We start from the raw sequence: 17,959 nt of genomic DNA on the forward strand, positions 1-17,959 counted from the left end.
TGTGAATGCGGGCCCGGAGGGAGGGGGCGTTCGCGCACAGCCTGCGTCGCTGCCCCCGCTCCCAACTTCGCCTCAGCTCCTGCGCCGCTAAGGCTTCGTGTCCCTCGCTCCGGAGGGGCGAGGGTTTTCACCGTGTCACTCGGCCGCCAGCTCGTCGCGCCGCGGCTTCATGCCGAGCAGCGGAGCGAGGTAATGCGCCGTATAGCTGCGCTCGCAGGTCGCGACCTGTTCGGGGGTGCCGACCGCGACGATTTCGCCGCCTTTGTCGCCGCCTTCGGGGCCGAGGTCGATCACCCAGTCGGCGGTCTTGATGACCTCGAGATTATGTTCGATCACCACCACCGTATTGCCCTGCTCAACAAGCGCGTGCAGCACTTCGAGCAGTTTGCGGACATCTTCGAAATGCAGGCCGGTGGTCGGTTCGTCGAGGATGTAGAGCGTGTTGCCGGTGGCGCGGCGCGAGAGTTCCTTGGCGAGCTTTACGCGCTGGGCCTCGCCGCCGCTCAGGGTGGTCGCCTGCTGGCCGACCTTGACGTAACCGAGCCCGACCTCGGCAAGCATGGCCATCTTGTCGCGGATCGGGGGGACCGCCTTGAAAAATTCGACCGCATCCTCGACGGTCATGTCGAGCACGTCGGCGATGGACTTGTCCTTGAACTTCACCTCAAGCGTTTCGCGATTGTAGCGCGCGCCCTTGCACACCTCGCACGTCACATAGACGTCGGGCAGGAAGTGCATCTCGATCTTGATCAGCCCGTCGCCGCTGCACGCCTCGCAGCGGCCGCCTTTGACGTTGAAGCTGAACCGGCCGGGCTTGTAGCCGCGCGCCTGGCTTTCGGGCAGGCCGGCGAACCAGTCGCGGATGTTGGTGAAGGCGCCGGTATAGGTCGCCGGGTTCGATCGCGGGGTGCGGCCGATCGGGGACTGATCGATGTCGATCACCTTGTCGCAAAATTCGAGGCCGGTGACCTTTTCATGCGCGCCGGCGATCACGCGCGCGCCGTTCAAGGTGCGCGCAGCCGAGGCATAAAGCGTATCGAGCGTCAGGCTCGATTTGCCGCTGCCCGAGACGCCGGTGACGCACGTAAAGGTGCCGAGCGGGATGCTCGCGGTGACGTCCTTGAGGTTGTTGGCGGTGGCGCCGTGGACGGTGACCTTGCGGCCATTGCCCTTGCGGCGCTTCTTGGGCACGTCGACCATCCGCCGGCCCGACAGATAGGCGCCAGTCAGGCTTTCCTCGCTGGCAAGGATGTCCTCTAACGTGCCCGCGACGATGATCTCGCCGCCATGGACGCCGGCACCCGGTCCCATATCGATGACATGATCGGCGGTGCGGATCGCATCCTCGTCATGTTCGACCACGATCACGGTATTGCCGAGATCGCGCAGCCGGCGGAGCGTGACCAGCAACCTATCATTATCGCGCTGGTGCAGCCCGATCGAGGGCTCGTCGAGCACATAGAGCACGCCCGACAGGCCCGATCCGATCTGGCTGGCGAGCCGGATGCGCTGGCTCTCGCCGCCCGAGAGCGTGCCGCTGGTACGATCGAGGTTGAGATAATCGAGCCCGACATTGTTGAGGAAGCCGAGCCGTTCGATGATCTCTTTCAGGATGCGTTCGGCGATCTGGCGCTGCTGATCGGTGAGTTTCGCCGCCATCGTCGAGAAGAAGGCGAGCGCGGGGCCGACCGCGCGGCGGGTGGACATGCTGATATCCTCGCCGGCGATCTTTACCGCCAGCGCCTCGGGCTTGAGCCGCGCGCCGCCGCACACTTCGCAATGCGCGGCGCTCTGGTATTTGGCGAGTTCCTCGCGCATCCACGCGCTTTCGGTCGCGAGCATGCGGCGGTTGAGGTTGCCGATCACGCCCTCGAACGGCTTCTGGACGTCATAGCTCTTGCGGCCGTCGATAAAGGTCAGGGTGATCGCCTTGCCCCTGGTGCCGTGCAGGATGACGTCGTGGATCTCCTCGCCCAACTTGTTCCACGGCGTGTCGAGCTTGAAGTCGTAAGCGCGCGCGACGCTCGCCAGTACCTGCATATAATAAGGGCTTGGCGGGTTCGATTTCGCCCAGGGCACGACCGCGCCCTGCTTGATCGAGAGAGTCTCGTTCGGCACCACCAGCTGCGGATCGAAATAGAGCTTTTCGCCGAGGCCGTCGCACGCCGGGCAGGCGCCCTGCGGCGCGTTGAACGAGAACAGGCGAGGCTCGATCTCGGCGATGGTGAAGCCAGAGACCGGGCAGGCGAATTTTTCGGAGAAGGTGATGCGGTTGTCGGGCACGCCGGTGCCCTTCATTTTTTTCGGGTCGACTAAGGGGGCGTCGAGCGTAGTGAACTGCGCGCGCGCTTCGTGGAGGAGAGGCCCCACCCCCGGCCCCTCCCCTGAAGGGGAGGGGGGAAGAAGGGCTTCCGCGACGGTCGTATCCACCAGATCGACATAGACCAGCCCGTCGGCGAGCCGCAGTGCGGTTTCGAAGGATTGGGCGAGGCGGGTTTCGATGCCTTCGCGGATGACGAGGCGATCGACCACCACCTCGATGTCATGCTTGTACTTCTTGTCGAGCGCGGGGGCGCTTTCGATCTCGTACATCTCGCCGTCGATCCGCACGCGGGCGAAGCCCGAGCGCTGCCATTCGGCAAGTTCCTTGCGATATTCGCCCTTGCGCCCGCGCACCGTCGGCGCGAGCAGCAGGAAGCGGGTGCCCTCGGGCAATTGCATCACCCGGTCGACCATCTGGCTGACGGTCTGCGCGCTGATCGGCAGGCCGGTGACCGGCGAATAAGGCACGCCCACCCGCGCCCACAAAAGCCGCATATAATCGTAGATCTCGGTGACGGTGGCGACGGTCGAGCGCGGGTTGCGGCTCGTCGTCTTCTGTTCGATCGAGATGGCGGGGGAGAGGCCCTCGATATGATCGACGTCGGGCTTCTGCATCAGTTCGAGAAATTGCCGCGCATAAGCCGACAGCGATTCGACATAGCGGCGCTGGCCCTCGGCATAGATGGTGTCGAAGGCGAGGCTCGATTTGCCAGAGCCGCTGAGCCCGGTGATCACGACGAGCTTGTCGCGTGGGATATCCACGTCGACATTCTTGAGATTATGCTCGCGCGCGCCGCGCACCGAAATATGAGTCAGCATGACGCGATTTGTTCCACATTTGTTCGCGGGGCGCAAGCCGGCGATGCGGTTGCGAGTCGGGCCAAGATGGCAATCGTGCGGCGGTGCGGCAAGGGGCGGGGTGATTTCTTATAAGCCCCTCCCGCTTGCGGGAGGGGGAAGGGGTGGGTCGCGAGTGAAGCGAGCGTCTGCGCTGGAGCCGAATGCTCCTTCAGCAGCATCGAGCCGCTTCAGTCGCTACCCACCCCCAAACCCCTCCCTTAAAGGGAGGGGCTTTAGTTGCCCCAACCGCCGCCCAGCGCCTTGTACAGTGCCACCGCCTGCAACGCCTGCTGCGCACCGGCGTCGCTGGCGGCGCGGTCGGCTTGTTCCCAGGCGGAGCGGGCTTGCAGCAGCGCGAGCAGATCGTCCTCGCCGCTCCGATAGCGTTGCTCGGCGAGATCGAGCGCGGTGCGTTGGGCATCGCGGGCGGCGGCGCTGCGTCGCGCGGTTTCGGCGGCCTGCACGAAGCGGTTCGCTGCGGTTTCGCTCTCGTTGAGCGCGGTCAGGACGGCCTGTTCGTAGCGCGCCGCGGCGGCATCGGCGCGGGCATCGGCGGCGCGTACCTTCGCGCGAATGCTGCCGGCGGCGAAGATCGGCCAGTGCAGGCTCGGGTCGAACTGGAAGTGCAGGCTGCCGCTGTCGGTGAGGTCGCCGGGGCTCTGCGCCTGCTGGCCGATCGATCCGAGCAGCGACAGCCGCGGGAAGAGTTCGGCCGTCGCCACGCCGACATCGGCGGTCGCCGCGGCGAGCTGGCGCTCGGTGGCGGTCACATCGGGCCGCCGGGTGAGCAATTCGGACCGCAGACCCATCGCGATCGTCGCGGGTGCCTGCGGCAAAGGGGCGGGGGTCAGCAGATCCACCACGCTCTCCGGCGGTTTGCCGAGCAACAAGGCGATCCGGTACGCCGACGCGCTGATGTCGGCGTCGAGCCCCGGCAGCTGCGCGGCGATCGCGCCCGCCTGCGCCTCGGCGCGCGCATCGTCGAAGCGCGATGCTTCGCCGGCGCCGAAGCGCTGATGGGTCAGCTTCGCCAGATCGGCCTGGGCGCCGGCATCGGCCGCGAGGCTCGTCCGCCGCGCTTGCGCCGCGCGCAGCTCGACATAGGTTCGCGCGAGTTCGGCATGCAGGCTGACGATCGCGCCGTGCCGATCGGCCTCGGCCGCCGCCGCGCGCGCCGATGCCGCCTGCACCTGCCGCGCCGCATGGCCCCACAGATCGATCTCCCAGCTCGCATCGAAGCCGATATCGTAGAGGTCGAGATCGCGCGAGAAGCCGGGGATGCGGCCGATCGGGATCTGGCCGTTCTGGCTGACCCGGTTCTTCGTCGCCGATCCCGATGCATTGACCTGCGGCAACCGCCCGCCCGCCGCCGCGTCGCGATTGGCGCGTGCCTCGCGCAGCCGCGCCTCGGCGATCCGCACATCGAGATTGCCGGCATCGGCGGCGGCGATCAGCGCGGTCAGCCGCGTATCGCCGAACCGCCTCCACCAGGCCGCCTCGACCGGCCCGTCGGCGGCCGGCGCGATCCAGTTCGGCGCGGCGGGCACGACGGGGGGCGTCGTGTAATGCGGCCCCACGGCACAGCCGGAGAGCAGAAGCGCAAGCGCGGCGACAAGGGGACGGGCAGCCATGGTCACTCCATGCGGGCGCGGAACAGCCAGGCCGACAGCAAGGTCGTCACCATGGCGATGATGATCAATGGATAGATGTGGGTCAGCACGACGCCGACCGGCATCGCCTTCAGATAGAGCCCCTCGACCACCACCAGGAAATGCCGCGCCGGATCGGCGTAGCTCACGAGTTGCAGCCAATAAGGCATATTGTCGATCGGGCTCGAATAGCCCGAGAGCAGGATCACCGGCACCGTCGTCAGGAAGACGCCGAGAAACGCCTGCTGCTGGGTCTGCGACGCCGCCGAGATCAGCATGCCGACCCCGACCAGCGAGATCAGATAGACGAACAGCCCGACGAAGTAGAGGATCAGCGATCCGGTGAACGGCACCCCGAAGAAATAGCGTGCGGCGAGCAGGAAGATCGTGCCGTTGATCATCCCGATCACCACCGGCGGCACCATCTTGCCGATCAATATCTCGTGGACCCGAAGCGGCGAGACCATCAACTGGTCGAACGTGCCGAGCTCGCGTTCGCGCGCGATCGATTGCGCGGCCACGGCCAGCGCGGTGGTCGCGCCGATCACGACGACCAATGCGGGCAAGGTGAACCAGATATAATCGAGGTTCGGGTTGAACCAGTTGCGCACGACGCTGCCCGCCGGCATCGCCCGCGCTTTTCCGAGGGTCACGCCACTGCGCGCGATCATCTGTTCGAGATAGGAGGAGACGATCTGCGCGGCGTTCGATCGCCGCCCGTCGAGGATCAGCCCGACCTGCGCACGGCCGCGCCCGAGCTGGACGTCGAAATCGGGCTGCAGCACCACCGCCGCGATCACCCGCCGCCGGTCGATCGCATCGTGGAGGTCGGCCGACGAGGCGAGCCGCACGATATGGCCGACATTGGGGCTGCCGGCGATCTCGGCCACCAGCTCGATCGCGCCGCGCCCGCCGCTGCGATCGAGCACGCCGACGTCGAAATTGCGCACCTCGAGCGTCGATGCGTAGGAGAAGACGAAGAGCTGGAGCAAAGGCGGCACGAACAAGACGATCCGCGACTTGGGATCGCGCAGCACCGCCCAGAATTCCTTGATGATGATCGCGATCAGCCGGCCCATCAATCGAGCCTCTTGCGGGTCAGCCGCCAGGTGAGCGCGAAGAAGATTGCACCGAAGCCGAGCAAAGCCGCCATGTTCGGCAGGATCAGGCTCCAGATGTCGCCGGCCATGAAGATCGTCTGCAGCGACGGGATCAGATAGCGCGCCGGCACCAGCCGGGCGATGATCCGGATCGGCCAGGGCATCGAGCTGATCTCGAAGATGAAGCCGGAGAGCAGGAACGCCGGCAGGAAGCCCGACAGCAAGGCCACCTGGCTCGCGACGAACTGGTTGCGGAACGCCGAGGAGATGAACAGTCCCTGGCCGAGCGCGGGCACCAGGAAGGCGCTGGCGAGCGCGAGCAAAGCGAAAATCGATCCGCGGAACGGCACCCCGAACACGAACACTGCGATCAGCGTCGAGAGACCCATCGAGATCTGCGCGAGGATGAAATAGGGGATCAGCTTGCTCATGACGAATTCGAGCATCGTCACCGGCGTCGCCATCAGCGCCTCCATCGTCCCGCGTTCCCATTCGCGCGACACGACCAGAGCGGTCAGCAAGGTGCCGATGATCGTGATCACGATCGCGATCGCGCCGGGCACGAGGAAATAGCGGCTCTTGAGCTCGGGGTTGAACCAGAAGCGCGTCTGAGTCGTGATGGGCGATGTTGTCTGCTCGCGGCCCACCCCTGCCTCGCCGCGTGCCCAGGCCGCGCGCACGCCCTCGGCATAGGCCGCGGTGAAGCCGGCCTGGTTCGGCAGCGAACCATCGGTGACGATATGGATCGGGCGCGGATCGGCGCCGGCGCGGCGGCGGCCATAATCGGGCGGGATCACCACGATCGCGCGGATCCGTTCGGCGATCAGATCGGCCTTGAGCGGGGTGATGCTGCGCGCGACCGTCACGTCGAACCAGCGCGATTGCTGATAGGCCTGCGCGAGCCCGATCGCATCGGCGCTGCCATCGGGCAGGACGAGCCCGATCTTCGTGCGGCTGGTATCGAGCGATACCGCATAGCCGAACAGGAACAACAGGATCAAAGGCAGCACGAAGGCGATCAGCAGCGTCGACGGATCGCGCCGGATCTGGATCGCTTCCTTGCGGAGCATCGCCATCAGCCGGCGCCGATCGAAGCCGACGCTCATGCCGCCTGCGCCTTTTCGCGTTCGCGATCGGATGCCTCGATCAATGCGATGAACGCATCCTCCATCGTCGGATCGTCGCCTGCGCCGGCCCGCCGCGCCTGCGCCTTGAGGTCATCGGGCGTGCCGATCGCGATTTCGCGCGCGCGGTAGATCAAAGCGATCCGATCGCAATATTCGGCCTCGTCCATGAAATGGGTGGTCACCAGCACGGTCACGCCGCGCCCGACCAGCCCGTTGATATGCGTCCAGAACTCGCGCCGCGTGATCGGATCGACCCCCGATGTCGGCTCGTCGAGAAACAGCACCGGCGGCTCGTGCATCACCGCGCAGGCCAAAGCGAGCCGTTGCTTGTAGCCGAGCGGCAGGGTGCCGGCATCGGCGCCGAGACGGCTTTCGAGATCGAAGATCGCGACCATCCGCTCGATCGCGGCCTTCGCGGCCGCGCGATCGAGATCATAGGCGCCCGCGAAGAATTCGAGATTCTGCTTCACGCTCAGATCGCCATAAAGCGAGAATTTCTGCGCCATATAGCCGAGCGAGGCGCGCGCCGCGGCCGCCGCCCGGCGCAGATCATGCCCCGCCACCGATCCGGTGCCGGCACTCGGCTTCAATAGCCCGCACAGCATCTTGAAGGTGGTCGATTTGCCCGCGCCGTTCGGGCCGAGCAGCCCGAAAATCTCGCCGCGCGGGATGGTGAAGTCGATCTGCTCGGCGGCGGTGAAGTCGCCGAAGACCTTGGTCAGCCCTTTTGCCTCGATCGCCGGCCGCTCATCGTGCGGCACCTCGCGATAGACCTCGGCGAGCTTGCTCGTCCCGCCCGGCCCGCCGCCCAATATGTCGACATAGGCGTCCTCGAAGCGCGGCGGGGCCGGATCGAGCGTGCCGCCGAGATCGGCCGGCGCCGCCGATCCCGCGCGCAGCAGCAGCCTGAGGCCGCTGCCCTGGATCGTCCCGTCGGCGATCTCGGGCCGGTCGAGCACTTTCTCGAGCAGCTTGCGCCGGTTGCCGGCAAATCCGCTCAGTCGGAACACGCGATCGGCGATCTTGCCGGTCATGTCCCCGGGCGGCCCGCCGAACAGCAATTTGCCGCTGTCGAGCAGATAGACATGGTCGCACGCCTCGGCCTCGTCGAGATAGGCGGTCGACCACAGGACGGCGATGCCCTCGCCGGTCAAGGTCTTGACCATGCTCCACAATTCGCGCCGCGAGATCGGATCGACGCCGACGCCGGGTTCGTCGAGCAGCAGCAGCTTCGGTGTGCGGATCAGGGCGCAGGCGAGGCCGAGCTTCTGCTTCATGCCGCCCGACAATTTGCCGGCCGGCCGCGCCTGGAAGCGGGCGAGATCGGTGAAGTCCATCAGCCGCGCGAAGGTCGGATCATGCTCCTCACGCGGCAATCCGCGGAGTTCTGCATAAAGCGTCAGATTCTGCAGAACGCTGAGATCCTCGTAGAGGCCGAAGCGCTGCGGCATATAGCCGATGTCGATCGCATGGGTTCCCGGCACGTCGCCCAGCACCTCGATCGTGCCCGAATCGGGGCGCAGCAGCCCCGCGAGCAGCCGGATCAGGGTGGTCTTGCCCGCGCTGTCGGGGCCGATCAGCCCGGTGATCCGCCCCGGCACTACGTCCATCGTCACCCCGTCGAGCGCGGGCGCGCCAGGGCCGAAGCGCTTGACGAGATCGCGGGTCGAGGCGAACGCTGCCGTCACGGCGGGTCAGCGGCCCTGCGCGGGGCGGGCGCCGGGCACCGATATGGTCACCGGCTGACCCTGCCGCAGCCCGGCATTGGCGTCGGTCACGATGATCCGCAGCCGATAGACGAGATCGGTGCGCAGATTTGCGGTCTCGACCGTCTTCGGCGTGAATTCGGCGGCCGGCGAGATATAGCCGATCGTGCCCTGCCAGGCGTGCCCGTCGTCGGTCTTCACCTGCACCTTCATCCCCGGCGCGATCCGCCCGAGATCGGGTTCGGCGACATAGGCGCGCACCCGCACCGGCCGGTCGATCGTCAGGGTGAACACGGTCTCGCCCGGCTGGACGATCGCGCCGGGCTCGCGTGCGCGGGTCAGGATCGTGCCGTCGGACGGCGCCCTAAGCACCGCATCGCGCAGATCGGTCTTCGTCGAATCGGCCTGCGCGCGGGCGTTGCGGAGCTGCGCTTCGGATGCGGCGACATCTTCCTTGCGCGCGCCGGCCTGTTGCAGCGACAGCGCCTGCGCCGCGGCGTCGGTCTGTGCCTGTGCGGCCTTGAGCGCGGCGGCGGTCTGGTCGAACACCGCCTGCGAGATCGCGCCGGTCGCGATCAGGCTCTTGCGCCGGTCATAATCCTCGCGCGCCTTGGCGAGGTTCGCCTGCTGCTGCGCCAGTTGCGCGCGCGCCTGTGCGATATCCTGCGGCCGGTTGCCGTTGCGGCGCCTGGCGAGATCGGCCTCGGCCAGCCCGATCTGCGCCTCGGCCGCCGCGACCTTGTCGCCGATCGGCCTGGGATCGAGCGCCGCCAGCACCTGCCCGGCCTTGACCGAAGCGCCTTCCTCGACCGGCATCGCCGCGATTCGCCCGCTCACGCGGAAGCCGAGATCGACCGAACGGATGTCGACATTGCCGTAGAGCGTAAGGCCGTCGTCATGCGTCCGCCACAGGCCGAAGCCCCTGGTGGCGACGAGCAGAAGGGCGAGAAGCGCGACGACGGCGAGGGCGATGATGCGGGGGCGGGTCATGGCTCGTTCCTGGCGGCGATCAGGATCGCGTGGATATTGCTTCTAATACGGAGGCGGATCGCGGCCTCGGTCGCGGCATCGAGCCGCTCGATGGCCTTCATCACGGTGGCGCGCGCGGCGCGGAAGACGAGCGCCTGGCCGAACATCGTCAGCGCCAGCAGGCGGATCTCCAGCGGATCGGTCTGGCCGGTTGCCGCCGCGATCAGCCGCGCCATGCCGCCCATCACCGGCGCCATTGCCCCGGCATAGATCCGTTCGAAGGCCTCGGTCGGCTGCATCTGCTCGCGCACGATGAACCGCGCCCAATGTTCGGACTCCGGCCCGAGCATGATCTGCGCGATCGCATCGAGCACCCGCAATATCGCCTCGATCGCGTCATCGGGCGCGATCGCTCCGGCGACCGCCGCCGCGACGATGGGATGCAACCGTTCGCGCATCTGCGCCGCGATATGGTCGGCGGTGGCCAGATACAGGCCCTCCTTGCCGCCATAATGATAGGTGATCGACGACATCGCCGTCCCCGCCGCCTTGGCGATCGCGCGCGTGCTCGCACCTTCGAGCCCGAATTGGCCGAACTGGGCGATCGCCACGTCGAGGAGTTTATCTTCAATCATAGTTCGTTCGAACGAACATGCGGCGAGGTTCGGGAAGTGGCAAGTGATTCGGTGCGGGCATTCTTCTTGCTTAACGGCGCCCATCGTCATCGCGGCGAAGGCCCATAGGCGCTGAGATAAGAGAAACTCGTTTAAGATCAACACTCTATCGTCATCCCGGACGTGTTCCGGGATCCACTGAGCCGGTTTCCGAGCCCCTCGTGGGGCAGTGCACGTGGCCCGGTGGATCCCGGAACACGTCCGGGATGATGATCTTGGGAAGGTATGCGCGTAAGAACTATTTCACTCCAATGGGATAAGTCCAAGTTAGCGCCTATGGGCAAAGGCCGGGATCCAGCAGCCACTTATTCTCAAGATATCAGGCCTACTGAATTCCGGCCTTTGCCGGAATGGCCGGTATTATGCAGCAAGTGAACAAACCTTCCGGTCCTCAATCTGATAGCGTACCTTCTGCCCATTCAGAGGAACGAGCGTGCCATTTACACCCTTCCACCTGGGCCCGGGTGCATTCTTTAAAGCGATCGGCGGCGAGCGGCTTAGCTTCATGATCTTTGGCGGCTCGCAGAATTTGATGGATGTCGAGCCCCTTGCGCGGATGATACGCGGAGATGCGGTTCTTCACGGCATGAGCCATACCATTGCCGGTGCGTTCGTGGTGGCACTGGTATCTACCGCCGTCGGCCGCCCGGTGAGGAACGCAGCACTCCATAATTCGGGTATAGGCGATCATCCAATTGGCTGGCGTGTCGCGTTGGCCAGCGCGTTTGTCGGCACCTATTCGCACATTGGATTGGATGCGGTGATGCATGCAGACAAGAACCCGCTTTGGCCGATTGCCTACGGGAATGGCCTATTGGGCGTCATATCCGCTAAAGCGCTGCACATATTGTGCGTTGTATCGGGGTTGCTGGGCGGTGGCTTCGTCGCGCTTCGCGCGGTACGCAATGCTTAGCACACAAGAATGCACGCTTGCCGTGTCGACGGCCGATCATTTGCGGTCATCCGGTGCGACCGATATTATGGCGTGATGACTGTTGGGCGGCATCAACAGCTTCGGGGGGATTTGTGTGATCTTGCTGTTTTTGGGTATGGCCGTCGCTATCGCCGAACCGACCACGACACCGCCAATTATGCTCAGTCAAACCCAACTTGATTCCATATCAAAACATTGTGCTTCGCCCCGAAAGTGGCTTCAAAATCGCGCTGGCGTGATACACCTTCAGCCCAATCGCAATGCGAAGTACGAACGGGTTGACTGTGTTCTGGATGAGTTGAAGCAATGGAATGCTGGCCCGATGGGGTTCGTTGGTAACGAAGCACCCCGTTGAATTAGTACCGTAGCGTCTGCAAACGGGTAGTTTTGAGCGGCGTCTTCTTTCCACCCATTGCAGCCCTTCCCGCTTCGCGCATTTGCTACACTATGCCGGGAATGCCGTGGGAGGCGGGCAGCATGCTGCCTACAGCACTGCCCCCTCTCCCCGACCCTCTCCCCCTAAAGGGGGCGAGGGAGCAGAAGGTTACCGCGTCGCGCCGGGCTTCCAGAGCACGTCGCCCGCGCCCTGCAGGTTCAGGTATCGCGACATCACGAACAGGTGGTCCGACAGCCGGTTCACATAAGCGAGTCCGCTCGGATTGAGCCCGATTTCGGCCGCTGCGGCGACCGCCGAGCGTTCGGCGCGGCGGGCGATAGCGCGGCAGAGGTGGATCGCCGCCGCCGCCGGATCGCCGCCCGGCAGGATGAAGCTGCGGAGCGGCGCGAGCGTTTCGTTCATCGCGTCGATTTCCTGCTCCAGCCGCTCGACCTGCCCGGCGGTGATCCTGAGTGCCATGTCGGACGGGGTGAAATCATCGCCCGGTGTCGCGAAATCGGCGCCGAGATCGAACAGTTCGTTCTGGATGCGCGCGAGCATCGCGCGCTGTTCGTCGGCCATCTGGTGGGTCAGCGCGACGCCGATCGCCGAATTGAGTTCGTCGACATCGCCGATCGCCGCCATGCGCGGCGCATATTTGGGCAGCCGCGATCCATCGACCAGCCCGGTTTCGCCGGCGTCGCCGGTGCGCGTGTAGATTCGATTGAGCCGCACCATCGGATTATTTGCGGGTGGCGATCAGCAGGATGATGACGATGATGATGGCCAGCGCCTGGAACGCGACGCGCGCGCGCATCATCTTGTTCTGCTTGAGCGCCGACTGGCTGATGCCGCCGCCCTTCAGATCCTCCTCGGTCGTGCGCAGAAACGCGATGACGCCGCGCACCAGCGCGACGACGGTGGCGATCATCGCCGCAAGCAGCAGCAGGCCGAAAAACGTGTTCATGGCGGGGTGATAGCGCGATCGGGCGGCGCTGTCATCCGGCGGAAGCCATGTTCTATCATGCGGGCAACCGGCCTTCCTCGAACAGCCACGCGATCGCCTCGTCCCGATCCATGAACACACGCAGATTGGGCGTCGGCAGCACGCGTTGCGCCTGCATCTTGTTGATGCGCGTGCCCGCAACGATCGCGAAGGGCCCCTTGTTGCCGCTGCTCAGATCGTTGGCGAGTTGCTCGAAGGCCATGCTGATTTCGGGGGATTGCACCGCGAATTCTGAAGATTCGGCCAGAAACCGGTAATTTCCGTGCCGGACGCGGATCTTCGCATGCAGGGCGCGGAGTTCGGACTGATAGGCCGTGAACGTCCGCATATCCCAAAAACCCTTCAGTTCCGCGGTCAGCAGCCTGCGGGCATCGTCATAGCATGTTCGAAACATGGCCGTCCTCTCCGGAGGATTTCGCGTCCGCCGATTATGAGGTCGTGAAATTTCGCGCACCATTCCGCAAATATTCTGACAATGCCCGGGGATCGAGACCATCCTCGTCGCGCATCGTCTTCAACGTCTTGGCCCCGCCGCGCTTGGCGAGGCGGCGCCCCTCTCCGTCGAGCAGCACCGCATGATGATGGTAATTGGGAACAGGCAGTCCGAGCAGCGCCTGCAGCAGCCGATGGATATGGGTGGCGTCGAACAGGTCGCGCCCCCGCACGACGTCGGTGATGCCCTGCGCGGCATCGTCGACGGTGACGGCGAGATGATAGCTGCTCGGCGCATCCTTGCGCGCCAGCACGACATCGCCCTGGGCTTCCGGCCGCGCGACGACCTCGCCTTCGGTCGCGTCATGCCAGTGCAGGGGGCCGGCCACTGCCACGGCCCGGGCCATGTCGATCCGCCATGCATGTGGCGTCGCGGCCATCCGCGCGACCCGGCTGGCTTCGGACAGCGCCCGGCACGTGCCCGGATAGACCGGCCCGCTTCCATGCGGCGCGAGCGCGCTCGCGGCGATCTCGGCGCGGGTGCAGAAACAGGGATAGATCAGCCCCGCCGCCCGCAGCCGATCGAGCGCCGCCGCATAGAGATCAAGCCGTTTCGATTGCAGGATCGGCGGTTCGTCCCATGTCAGCCCCAGCCAGCGCAGATCCTCCTCGATGCCGGCGACATGCTCGTCGCGGGTCCGCCCCGGATCGATATCCTCGATCCGCAGCAGAAATTTTCCGCCGCGTTGCCGCGCGAAATCATGGGCTAGCAGGGCGGAATATGCGTTGCCGAGATGCATGCGGCCCGTCGGGCTGGGCGCAAAGCGGGTGATAACTCGGGTTCCCGTACGATTTTTGCCCTGCAATAAAATTTCACCCGGCATCACGCGGACTCTTGACGGCGACTCACTGGAAATGCTGTCATACGCGCGTCACGCTTTGCAGCGAAAGGCGTGATCACAAGGGCGCGGCCGGAAGGTTTTGCGTTCCGGTGTGCGAACGGAACCTGAGGCAAGCCGGATGGGCTCACCATCACGTGCGGAAGGCCTTGGTCGTTTCATGTACCATCCTGATCTCATCCGACATCCTGATAGCTGCCCGGCGTTGGTGCTCAACGCCGATTATACGCCCTTGAGCTATTATCCGCTCAGCGTCTGGCCGTGGCAGACCGCGATCAAGGCGGTGTTCCTCGAGCGGGTCGATATCGTCTCCAATTACGAGCGCGAGGTGCACAGCCCGACGCACACGATGAAGCTGCCGTCGGTGATCGCGCTGCGCCAATATGTACGGCAGTCCGAACATCCGGCGTTCACCCGGTTCAACCTGTTCCTGCGCGACCGCTTCAGCTGCCAATATTGCGGTTCGGGTTCCGATCTGACGTTCGATCATGTGATCCCGCGCGCGCAGGGCGGCCGCACGACCTGGGAAAATGTCTCTACCGCCTGCGCACCGTGCAACCTCAAGAAGGGCGGGCGGACGCCAAAGCAGGCGCATATGCACCTGTTCGAACAGCCAATCCGCCCGACGAGCTGGCAGTTGCAGGAACATGGCCGTAGCTTTCCGCCCCATTATCTGCACCAGAGCTGGCGCGACTGGCTCTATTGGGACATCGAGCTGGAAGCATAAATCGGGGGCCTCGAGACCGAAATGAGCTGCCCCCGGAGAAGTGAACACAAGTGTACAGACAGCCGGGAACGAAACGGGCACAACGGCGCCGACGATCGGGGGAAGTTGTGCTCGCCAAGACGATGGAACGAATGGCCTATTCGGCCACGCCGAGAAATCTTGAAGCGTTGCGATGGCGCATGTCGGCGGCAACGCTCCAGACCCTCAGGGAGATTAGCGAGCGGGTTATCGATGAATTGGATGCGCCCCGCCTGCAAGATCTCGATCCGCCGATGTTCATGGGAATCCCGATCGAGATCGGGGAGCTACGTGATGGCCAGGTGGAATTGGTGACACTCTGACGTTATGCTCGGTCGCATTCCGATAGACGGACTTCCGAAGCCAGTCTGAGACGGCCGTTCTTTCACGTCAGGATGCTGATGCAGTTCGTTACATAACCGTAACAAATGCGCTTATCGTTTTCTTCGCGCGATTTATCCCGTTGACGAGGCCCGCGCTGCGTCGCAGCATCGCGATATGTCCAGCGCCCCGCCGATCACCCAGAATCCCGACATCCGCTTTCTCGGTCGTCTGCTTGGCGATGTGATCAAGGCCTATGGCGGGGAGGCCTTGTTCCGACGGATCGAATATATCCGTTCCAATTCGGTCGATCGCGCGCGCGGCATCGTCGATGCCCATTCGGTCGATCCGGGGCTCGACGCGCTGACCCTCGATGACGCGCTCGCTTTCGTGCGCGGTTTCATGCTGTTTTCGATGCTGGCCAATCTGGCCGAGGATCGGCAGGGCGCGACGGCGGAACCCGGCGCCGATTTCGCGTCCGCGCTCGATCGGCTCGAAAAGGAAGGGATTTCGCGCTCCGACGCGCTCGGCTTGCTCGAAAATGCGCTCGTCGCCCCGGTCCTGACGGCGCACCCGACCGAGGTGCGCCGCAAGAGCATGATCGATCATCGCAATCATATCGCCGAGCTGATGGCGCTCAAGGACATCGGGCGCACCGAGACCGCTGATGGCGACCTGATCGATCAGGCGATCTACCGGCAGATCGCCTTGCTGTGGCAGACGCGGCCGCTGCGGCGCGAACGCCTTTACGTTGCGGACGAGGTGGAAACCGCCCTCGCTTATCTGCGCGACGTGTTCCTGCCGACCTTGCCGGCGCTCTACGCGCGTTGGCAGCGGGCACTCGGCCATCGCCCGGCCAGTTTCCTGCGGCCCGGGACATGGATCGGGGGAGATCGCGATGGCAACCCGTTCGTCACCGCCGATTCGCTGCGGCTGGCGCTGTCCCGATCGGCAGAGGCGGTGCTGGGCTATTATCTCGGACAATTGCACGCGCTTGGTGCCGAACTGTCGATCTCGACCGAACTGGCCGAAGTCACGTGGGAGGTCGAGAAGCTTGCCGAAAAGAGCGGCGACAAGAGTTCGACCCGCAGCGATGAGCCCTATCGCCGGGCGATCACGGGCATCTATTCGCGCGTCGCCAAGACCTATCAGGCCCTGGCCGGCCGGCAACCGTCACGCCTTCCCTTCACCGAGGCCGAAGGCGGCGCCTATCCCGATCCGGCCAGCCTGCGCGCCGACCTGGTCGATCTGTCGCACGCGCTCAACCGTACCGGCGCGGGTTCGCTTTCGGGCGGCGGTGCGCTCGGGCGGCTGATCCGCGCGGTGGAGACGTTCGGTTTCCATCTCGCGACGCTCGACATGCGCCAGAATGCGGATGTCCACGAACGGGTCGTGGCCGATCTGCTCAAGGTCGCCGGGGTCGAGGCCGATTATGCCGCGCTCGACGAGGATGCGCGGATCGATCTGTTGCGCAGCGAACTGGCCAGCAAGCGGCTGCTGCGCACGCCGTTCGGTTCCTATGCCGAGGAGACGCTGTCCGAACTGGCGATCGTATCGGCCGCGGCCGAGGCGCATGGCCTTTACGGCCCCGCCTGCATAACCACCTATATCGTCTCGAAGGCCGACAGCGTTTCGGATCTGCTCGAGGTCAATATCCTGCTCAAGGAAGCGGGGCTGTTCGTCCCCGGCGACGTGCCGCACGCCGCGATCATGGCGGTGCCGCTGTTCGAAACGATCGGCGATCTCGAACGGGCGCCCGCGGTGATGACGCGCTGGTTCGACCTGCCCGAGGTCGCGGCGATGACGGCGGCGCGCGGCCATCAGGAGGTGATGGTCGGCTATTCGGATTCGAACAAGGATGGCGGCTATCTGACCTCGGTATGGAGCCTGTTCGAGGCCTCGACCGCATTGGAGCCGGTGTTTGCTAAGGCGGGCGCGGCGATGCAATTGTTCCATGGCCGCGGCGGCGCTGTCGGTCGTGGTGGCGGATCGAGCTTTGCCGCGATCCGCGCGCAGCCGCACGGCACGGTTCAGGGCCGCATCCGCATCACCGAGCAAGGCGAGGTGATCGCCGCCAAATATGGCACGCGCGAGAGCGCGGCCGCCAATCTGGAGGCGATGGCCGGCGCGACTTTGCTCGCAAGCCTCGAAAATCCGGTGCTCAAGCCCGAGGATATGACCCGTTTTTCGGCGGCGATGAGCAGGATTTCGGCCGATGCATTTTCCACCTATCGCGGGCTCGTATATGAAACCGAGGGTTTTCGCACCTTCTTCCGCCAGTTGACGCCGATCGCGGAGATCGCCGATCTCAAGATCGGGTCGCGCCCCGCCAGCCGGACCAAGAGCGACCGGATCGAGGATCTGCGCGCGATCCCCTGGGTGTTCAGCTGGGCGCAGGCCCGCGTGATGCTGCCCGGCTGGTACGGTGTCGGGCATGCGTTGAAAAGTTTCGGCGATGTCGGGTTGATGCGCGAGATGCTAGAAGCCTGGCCCTTCTTCCAGTCGACGCTGGCCAATCTCGAAATGGTGCTCGCCAAGTCCGACATGGATCTGGCCGAACGCTATGTCGCGTTGGTCGAGGATCAGGATATGGGCAAGGCGATCTTCGGCCGCATCCGCGACGGCTGGCAGCGGACGCATGACAGCCTGCTCGGCATCACCCGCCAGACCCGGCTGCTCCAGAAAAATCCCGCGCTGGATATCTCGATCCGGCTGCGCCTGCCGTATATCGAACCGCTCAACCTGCTCCAGATCGAACTGCTCAAGCGCCACCGCGGCGGCGAGGACGATCCCCGCGTCCGTGAAGGAATCCAGCTTTCGATCAACGCGATTGCGACGGCACTGCGCAACAGCGGCTGA

16 protein-coding genes are annotated in these 17,959 nt (G+C 65.0%); 5 read left to right on the forward strand and 11 right to left on the reverse strand.

Going from position 1 to position 17,959, the window contains the following annotated elements:
- Positions 1-135: 135 nt before the first annotated feature.
- The 7 genes from uvrA to BLS13_RS13290 form a co-directional block, all read right to left on the reverse strand.
- Positions 136-3,141, reverse strand: coding sequence for an excinuclease ABC subunit UvrA (uvrA, locus tag BLS13_RS13260; protein WP_093452744.1), 3,006 nt, complete (start codon positions 3,139-3,141; stop codon positions 136-138).
- A gap of 254 nt (positions 3,142-3,395) precedes the next feature.
- Positions 3,396-4,793 carry an efflux transporter outer membrane subunit gene (locus BLS13_RS13265; RefSeq protein WP_093452746.1) on the reverse strand — a complete coding sequence of 466 codons (1,398 nt, stop codon included), beginning with the start codon at positions 4,791-4,793 and terminating at the stop codon, positions 3,396-3,398.
- A gap of 2 nt (positions 4,794-4,795) precedes the next feature.
- Positions 4,796-5,890: an ABC transporter permease gene (locus BLS13_RS13270; protein ID WP_093452747.1), complete on the reverse strand. Its 1,095-nt coding sequence runs from the start codon at positions 5,888-5,890 to the stop codon at positions 4,796-4,798.
- The gene (locus BLS13_RS13275) at positions 5,890-7,017 is read right to left on the reverse strand and encodes an ABC transporter permease (RefSeq protein WP_093452749.1); all 1,128 of its coding nucleotides are present in this window, start codon (positions 7,015-7,017) and stop codon (positions 5,890-5,892) included. The genes BLS13_RS13270 and BLS13_RS13275 overlap by 1 nt, the downstream gene beginning before the upstream one ends.
- Entirely contained in the window at positions 7,014-8,726 is a 1,713-nt protein-coding gene (locus BLS13_RS13280) for an ATP-binding cassette domain-containing protein (protein WP_256325865.1), read from the reverse strand. Before BLS13_RS13280 ends, BLS13_RS13275 begins: the two co-directional genes overlap by 4 nt.
- Positions 8,727-8,732: 6 nt before the next feature.
- Positions 8,733-9,734: a secretion protein HlyD gene (gene hlyD / locus BLS13_RS13285; RefSeq protein ID WP_093452750.1), complete on the reverse strand. Its 1,002-nt coding sequence runs from the start codon at positions 9,732-9,734 to the stop codon at positions 8,733-8,735.
- The gene (locus BLS13_RS13290) at positions 9,731-10,348 is read right to left on the reverse strand and encodes a CerR family C-terminal domain-containing protein (protein WP_093452752.1); all 618 of its coding nucleotides are present in this window, start codon (positions 10,346-10,348) and stop codon (positions 9,731-9,733) included. The genes hlyD and BLS13_RS13290 overlap by 4 nt, the downstream gene beginning before the upstream one ends.
- 472 nt (positions 10,349-10,820) lie before the next feature.
- Between BLS13_RS13290 and BLS13_RS13295 the strand changes: the two genes are divergently transcribed.
- Positions 10,821-11,300 carry a hypothetical protein gene (locus BLS13_RS13295; RefSeq protein ID WP_143011950.1) on the forward strand — a complete coding sequence of 160 codons (480 nt, stop codon included), beginning with the start codon at positions 10,821-10,823 and terminating at the stop codon, positions 11,298-11,300.
- Between the two features lie 82 nt (positions 11,301-11,382).
- Positions 11,383-11,676 (forward strand): hypothetical protein, encoded by a 294-nt coding sequence (locus BLS13_RS20370; RefSeq protein ID WP_143011951.1) that lies wholly within the window; start codon positions 11,383-11,385, stop codon positions 11,674-11,676.
- Positions 11,677-11,865: 189 nt separating this feature from the next.
- Here the strand turns inward: BLS13_RS20370 and BLS13_RS13300 are convergent, their stop codons facing one another.
- The 4 genes from BLS13_RS13300 to gluQRS are packed head-to-tail and all read right to left on the reverse strand — an operon-like array spanning position 11,866 to position 14,019.
- The gene (locus BLS13_RS13300; protein WP_093452755.1) at positions 11,866-12,435 is read right to left on the reverse strand and encodes a cob(I)yrinic acid a,c-diamide adenosyltransferase; all 570 of its coding nucleotides are present in this window, start codon (positions 12,433-12,435) and stop codon (positions 11,866-11,868) included.
- Between the two features lie 4 nt (positions 12,436-12,439).
- A complete protein-coding gene (locus tag BLS13_RS13305) occupies positions 12,440-12,664 on the reverse strand; it encodes a twin transmembrane helix small protein (RefSeq protein WP_093452756.1) in 225 nt (74 codons plus the stop codon).
- A 55-nt stretch (positions 12,665-12,719) separates the two neighbouring features.
- The gene (locus tag BLS13_RS13310; RefSeq protein WP_093452758.1) at positions 12,720-13,097 is read right to left on the reverse strand and encodes a hypothetical protein; all 378 of its coding nucleotides are present in this window, start codon (positions 13,095-13,097) and stop codon (positions 12,720-12,722) included.
- Positions 13,098-13,131: 34 nt separating this feature from the next.
- A complete protein-coding gene (gluQRS, locus tag BLS13_RS13315; protein WP_093452759.1) occupies positions 13,132-14,019 on the reverse strand; it encodes a tRNA glutamyl-Q(34) synthetase GluQRS in 888 nt (295 codons plus the stop codon).
- Positions 14,020-14,194: 175 nt separating this feature from the next.
- On the opposite strand from gluQRS, the gene BLS13_RS13320 reads away from it, so the two are divergent.
- The 3 genes from BLS13_RS13320 to ppc all read left to right on the forward strand — a co-directional run bounded on the left by BLS13_RS13320 (position 14,195) and on the right by ppc (position 17,959).
- Positions 14,195-14,761 (forward strand): HNH endonuclease, encoded by a 567-nt coding sequence (locus BLS13_RS13320; protein WP_037527869.1) that lies wholly within the window; start codon positions 14,195-14,197, stop codon positions 14,759-14,761.
- A 131-nt stretch (positions 14,762-14,892) separates the two neighbouring features.
- Positions 14,893-15,102: a hypothetical protein gene (locus BLS13_RS13325; protein ID WP_176943581.1), complete on the forward strand. Its 210-nt coding sequence runs from the start codon at positions 14,893-14,895 to the stop codon at positions 15,100-15,102.
- A 175-nt stretch (positions 15,103-15,277) separates the two neighbouring features.
- On the forward strand, positions 15,278-17,959 hold the full coding sequence (ppc, locus tag BLS13_RS13330) for a phosphoenolpyruvate carboxylase (protein ID WP_093452762.1): 2,682 nt from the start codon (positions 15,278-15,280) through the stop codon (positions 17,957-17,959).

The organism is Sphingomonas sp. YR710, from assembly GCF_900101455.1.
Taxonomy (GTDB): Bacteria; Pseudomonadota; Alphaproteobacteria; order Sphingomonadales; family Sphingomonadaceae; genus Rhizorhabdus.

Excerpts from the sequence above, each read along its gene's own strand:
- BLS13_RS13325 (WP_176943581.1), top strand. The coding sequence starts at position 14,893 with ATGGCCTATTCGGCCACGCCGAGAAATCTTGAAGCGTTGCGATGGCGC.
- uvrA (WP_093452744.1), bottom strand. The coding sequence starts at position 3,141 with ATGCTGACTCATATTTCGGTGCGCGGCGCGCGCGAGCATAATCTCAAG.
- BLS13_RS13290 (WP_093452752.1), bottom strand. The coding sequence starts at position 10,348 with ATGATTGAAGATAAACTCCTCGACGTGGCGATCGCCCAGTTCGGCCAA.
- BLS13_RS13310 (WP_093452758.1), bottom strand. The coding sequence starts at position 13,097 with ATGTTTCGAACATGCTATGACGATGCCCGCAGGCTGCTGACCGCGGAA.
- BLS13_RS13270 (WP_093452747.1), bottom strand. The coding sequence starts at position 5,890 with ATGGGCCGGCTGATCGCGATCATCATCAAGGAATTCTGGGCGGTGCTG.
- BLS13_RS13300 (WP_093452755.1), bottom strand. The coding sequence starts at position 12,435 with ATGGTGCGGCTCAATCGAATCTACACGCGCACCGGCGACGCCGGCGAA.
- BLS13_RS13305 (WP_093452756.1), bottom strand. The coding sequence starts at position 12,664 with ATGAACACGTTTTTCGGCCTGCTGCTGCTTGCGGCGATGATCGCCACC.
- BLS13_RS13265 (WP_093452746.1), bottom strand. The coding sequence starts at position 4,793 with ATGGCTGCCCGTCCCCTTGTCGCCGCGCTTGCGCTTCTGCTCTCCGGC.
- ppc (WP_093452762.1), top strand. The coding sequence starts at position 15,278 with ATGTCCAGCGCCCCGCCGATCACCCAGAATCCCGACATCCGCTTTCTC.
- gluQRS (WP_093452759.1), bottom strand. The coding sequence starts at position 14,019 with ATGCCGGGTGAAATTTTATTGCAGGGCAAAAATCGTACGGGAACCCGA.
- BLS13_RS13275 (WP_093452749.1), bottom strand. The coding sequence starts at position 7,017 with ATGAGCGTCGGCTTCGATCGGCGCCGGCTGATGGCGATGCTCCGCAAG.
- hlyD (WP_093452750.1), bottom strand. The coding sequence starts at position 9,734 with ATGACCCGCCCCCGCATCATCGCCCTCGCCGTCGTCGCGCTTCTCGCC.
- BLS13_RS13320 (WP_037527869.1), top strand. The coding sequence starts at position 14,195 with ATGTACCATCCTGATCTCATCCGACATCCTGATAGCTGCCCGGCGTTG.